The 4,186-nt window shown below is 69.9% G+C and carries 4 protein-coding genes and 1 pseudogene; 2 read left to right on the top strand and 3 right to left on the bottom strand.

Annotated elements, in window-relative coordinates:
• Positions 1-191 precede the first annotated feature (191 nt).
• The 3 genes and pseudogenes from ACLJK8_RS22140 to meaB all read right to left on the bottom strand — a co-directional run bounded on the left by ACLJK8_RS22140 (position 192) and on the right by meaB (position 2,694).
• Positions 192-434: an Arm DNA-binding domain-containing protein gene (locus tag ACLJK8_RS22140; protein WP_413152591.1), complete on the bottom strand. Its 243-nt coding sequence runs from the start codon at positions 432-434 to the stop codon at positions 192-194.
• Positions 435-1,107: 673 nt separating this feature from the next.
• The gene (gene rpmB, locus ACLJK8_RS22135) at positions 1,108-1,395 is read right to left on the bottom strand and encodes a 50S ribosomal protein L28 (protein ID WP_413152590.1); all 288 of its coding nucleotides are present in this window, start codon (positions 1,393-1,395) and stop codon (positions 1,108-1,110) included.
• A 185-nt stretch (positions 1,396-1,580) separates the two neighbouring features.
• Positions 1,581-2,694 (bottom strand): annotated as a pseudogene (gene meaB, locus ACLJK8_RS22130) (methylmalonyl Co-A mutase-associated GTPase MeaB).
• Positions 2,695-2,809: 115 nt separating this feature from the next.
• Here meaB and ACLJK8_RS22125 point away from each other — a divergent pair.
• Together ACLJK8_RS22125 and ACLJK8_RS22120 are read left to right on the top strand one after the other, a co-directional pair.
• A complete protein-coding gene (locus ACLJK8_RS22125; RefSeq protein ID WP_413152589.1) occupies positions 2,810-3,529 on the top strand; it encodes a DUF3108 domain-containing protein in 720 nt (239 codons plus the stop codon).
• Between the two features lie 5 nt (positions 3,530-3,534).
• Positions 3,535-4,186: DEAD/DEAH box helicase (locus ACLJK8_RS22120; protein ID WP_413152592.1), on the top strand; the 652-nt coding region annotated here is incomplete at its 3' end.

The following is a 4,186-nucleotide window of genomic DNA, read 5'->3' as shown; positions in this document are numbered from 1 at the left end:
TCATGGTCGGTCAGTTCGTACCGGCGACGTGTCATCCAGGGCTCCCTCAGTTTCGAGCCTTGAATCAGCCACACAGCAAAACGCCAACCAGATTTATGGCTTTGCCGCCTAGTCCACGTATATGTCTAGGACGATTGCCACGGTAGGCAAGGCATTTCGTCTTCGCCGTTCGGCGATAGGGTCCGCCCCAGTTAGCGCGCTTCCCTAAGCTTGGAAGCCGCCCTGCGAGCGTCCGCTAAGGACATCGCTGGGGATTCGCCGATCGTGAAACGCCTGTCTCTGCCCTGCATTTTGATGCGCAGCGTCCATGTGCGATCACCTCCCGACGTCACCCGGTAGCATAGCCCGCGAGAAACGGCATCCATGATCTCGATCCGGCCGGTGCTCGGCGGCTTGACCCCGTCGATGCGGCGGACTGTCAGCTTCTCAGCCAAATGTTACTCCCTTGGTTTTCTGGGGCGCTGTGGGGGCGCTTTTGGAATGCGATTCCGAGCGACGCTGTGAAGCATGGGGAGACTTTCGTAGGCGGGATGAGCAGGTTAAAGTACTGCATCCGGCTCGGTCGGTGTTCTCGCCAACGCGGACGACCATGCCGCCCTCGCGGCGCACGCCGTTTCGTCCTTGGATACCTCCAGGCCAACACTATCGTTCCGTGTCGCTCGCCGGTTCACCGCAGCCAACGCGACCGCCGGAGAGCGCGGGAGATCGATTGCTCCGAGTGTTATCAGCATCTGCGACGACGCGGCGGATCGCCGTCGACTAGTCGGAGCCGTTCGCTCGCCACCGGACCACGACGTGCCGGGACCGAACGGTCAGGGCGCGGATGACACCATCGCGGCCGGGCAGGGACGGTCCGCGCGGACGGGGACGGGCATCGATCCAGAGGGGCATCGATCCGACTGTCGACCATGCAGGATCAGTGCCCTGCGGCCGAGTGAGGGGGGCTCGCGGGATCGAGGTCTGGCCGTCCGATCCCGCCGGATCGTCTCTGCGGCCGCTGTTTCAGGCCCACCGTATCCTGCAAGACTTCGCGCTCCCGGTCCTCGACGGGGAGCGCGTCACCCCTCGTTCCGAGGAGGCCCCGGGGGTAGGGCGGGAAGTGCGCCGTCAGTCGGCGGTCGCGGCCTTCGCGATCTCGCGCTTCAGGCGGAGCGCCTTGGTCGACAGATCCGCGTCCGGCGCGGCGGCGAGGAAGGCGTCGAGCCCGCCCCGGTGGTCGACGGACCGAAGCGCGGCGGCCGAGATCCGGAAGCGGTGGCTCTGGCCGAGCGCTTCGCTCGTCAGGGTCACGTCGTTCAGGTTCGGCATGAAGCGCCGCTTCGTCTTGTTGTTGGCGTGGCTGACGTTGTTGCCAACCATCACGCCCTTGCCGGTCAGTTCGCAGCGACGAGACATCGTCAGGTTCCTTGCAGTTCGGCCCCCGTCCGAGGTGCCTCCAAAACATCGTCAAGGGCACGCGGCTCCGGAATGCACCCGAGTCACGGACCGAAAACTTGAGCGCGCCTCATACGCGCGCGGCCCCGTCCCGTCAAGCGCGCCCGTCAAGCTCGCCCGTCAAGCGCGGACCCGAGCGGCGTGTCTCAGCCCGCCAGCGCGTCGCCGAAGAGCGCGGAGAGCAGGCGTTCCGCCGCGCTCTCCGGCGCGGTTTCCCCCGCGGCGACCTCGGCGGCGAGTTTGCTTCGAAGCCTGACGAGGCGCGGATCGCCGGCCATGCGGCGGGCGAGGCCGCTTTCGACGGCGCGGCCGAACCAGGTCTCGGCCTGTTCGCGCCGGTGCTTCTCCCAGGAGCCGTTCCCGCGCCTGCCGTCCGCGAGCGCCTCGACCGCGGCCCAGGCCTCGTCAAGCCCGTCGCCCGTCGCGGCGGAGACGGTGAGCGCGCGCGGGAAGCCCTCGGGATCGCCCGGCCGCTTGCGCAGCAGCCGCAGCGCGCCGGCGTAATCGGCGCGGGTGCGCCGGGCCTGATGCAGCAACTCGCCGTCGGCCTTGTTGACGAGGATGATGTCGGCCATCTCCATGATGCCGCGCTTCACCCCCTGCAACTCGTCGCCTCCCGCGGGTGCCAGCAGCAAGAGGAAGATGTCGGTCATCTCCGCGACCATCGTCTCCGACTGCCCCACGCCCACGGTCTCCACCAGGACGACATCGGCGCCCCAGGCCTCCACGAGCGGGATCGTCTCGCGCGTCCGGAGCCCCACCCCGCCGAGCCCGGCGCTGGAGGGGGAGGGCCGGATGAAGGCGTTCGGATCGCGCGAGAGCTCGTCCATCCGCGTCTTGTCTCCGAGGATCGAGCCCCCAGAGCGTGCCGACGAAGGATCGACCGCGAGCACCGCGAGCCGCTTGCCCCGGCCGGTCAGGCGTATGCCGAGCGCCTCCGTGAAGCTCGACTTGCCGACGCCGGGCGTACCGGTCAGCCCGACGCGAAGGCTCGGGATCTCCGGCGGCGGCAGCATGTCGAGGAGCGCGCGCGCCGCTTCGCGATNCCGTGAAGCTCGACTTGCCGACGCCGGGCGTACCGGTCAGCCCGACGCGAAGGCTCGGGATCTCCGGCGGCGGCAGCATGTCGAGGAGCGCGCGCGCCGCTTCGCGATGATCGGCGCGGGTCGATTCGACGAGCGTGATGGCGCGGGCGAGGGCGCGGCGATCGCCCGCGCGCAGCTGGTCCGCGAGACGGGCGAGTTCCTTCGGATCGGTCATCCGGTCACGCACCGTTCACCGCCGAACCGCGCTTTGCGCCTTGGCCCCGCGGGCCGCCCTGGCATATTCCCATCGCCGTATCGCTCCGGTCCCGAACCTAGGAGGCTCGTCAAAGATGTCCACATTCCGCAAGCTCGCCCGCGCGGCCCTGCTCGCCCTCCCGGTCGGCGCGGCCGCGGGGACGGCGGCGCAGGCTCAGACCGCCAACTACGACTTCTACGTCTCGGGCATCAAGGTCGGAACCATGTCCTTCACCCCCGAATCCAGCGCGCGGGAATATTCCGCGCGGGCGAGGGTCAGCGCGGCGGGCCTCGTCGGCGCCTTCCTGAAATTCAACTTCGAAGGCGTTTCGCGGGGGACACTCGGCAGGTCGGGACCGGTGCCCGTGACCTTCCAGGCGGTGTCCGATTCGCCCAGGGGACGGCGCACGACGCGGATCGACTGGGAGAACGGCGTGCCCGCCAGGGTCACGATCGAGCCGCCCCGCGAGAACCCGCCCGATCCGCGCGAGCAGGCCGGCACGCTCGATCCGATCTCGGCGGGCTTCGCCATGCTGCGCGACGGCCCGGCGGAGCGGATGTGCGACGCGACGGTGGACATCTTCGACGGCTCGCGGCGGTCGCGCCTGACGATCGGGCCGCGGCGCGCGATCGAGGGCGGCTTCACCTGCGTCGGGACCTATGCGCGGCTCCGGGGCGAGGCGCATACCCTGTCGTCACAGTCGGAATTTCCGTTCACGCTGACCTTCTCCGAGACCGCGGGGGGCATGGCCATGGTCCGCCGGATCGAGACGAGCACAAATTTCGGCACCGCGGCGATGGAGCGGCGCAGCTGACCCGGATCGCCGCCCGCCACGAGACGCTGCCGATAGCGCCGGCGCTGCCGGGGCTTGTCGAGGCTCTGGCCGGGGCTGGGGTCGCGGTGTTGCGCGCGCCTCCGGGGGCGGGCAAGACGACGGCGGTTCCGCTGGCGCTTCTCGACGCGGGGATCGTGGCGGGCAGGACCCTGCTGCTGGAGCCCCGCCGCGTCGCCGCCCGCGCCGCCGCCGAACGGCTGGCCGAGGGGCTTGGCGAGGCGGTGGGAGCGCGTGTCGGCTACCGGATGCGCGGCGAGGCGGTCGCGGGCTCGGCGATCGAGGTGGTGACCGAGGGGATTCTCACCCGGATGATCCAGTCCGATCCGGAACTGCCGGGCATCGGCCTCGTGATCTTCGACGAGTTTCACGAGCGCTCGCTCAATACCGATCTCGGCCTCGCGCTCGCGCTCGAGATCCGGGGCGCGCTCCGGCCCGATCTGAAGCTGCTCGTCATGTCGGCGACGCTCGATGTCGAGGCGGTCTCGGCGCTGCTCGACGGGGCTCTGGTGGTGACCGCGGAGGGCCGCGCCTATCCCGTCGAGACGGTCTGGCTCGACCGCCCATGGACCGGCGGCGCGGGCCGGGTGCCGCGGTTCGAGGAAGCCGCGGCGGAACTGACAGCGCGCGCGCTGGCCG

This window comes from Amaricoccus sp. W119 (assembly GCF_047275745.1).
Classification (GTDB): Bacteria; Pseudomonadota; Alphaproteobacteria; order Rhodobacterales; family Rhodobacteraceae; genus Amaricoccus.
The sequence above is the reverse complement of the archived record's forward strand: the minus strand, read 5'-3'. Positions and strand labels throughout refer to the sequence as shown.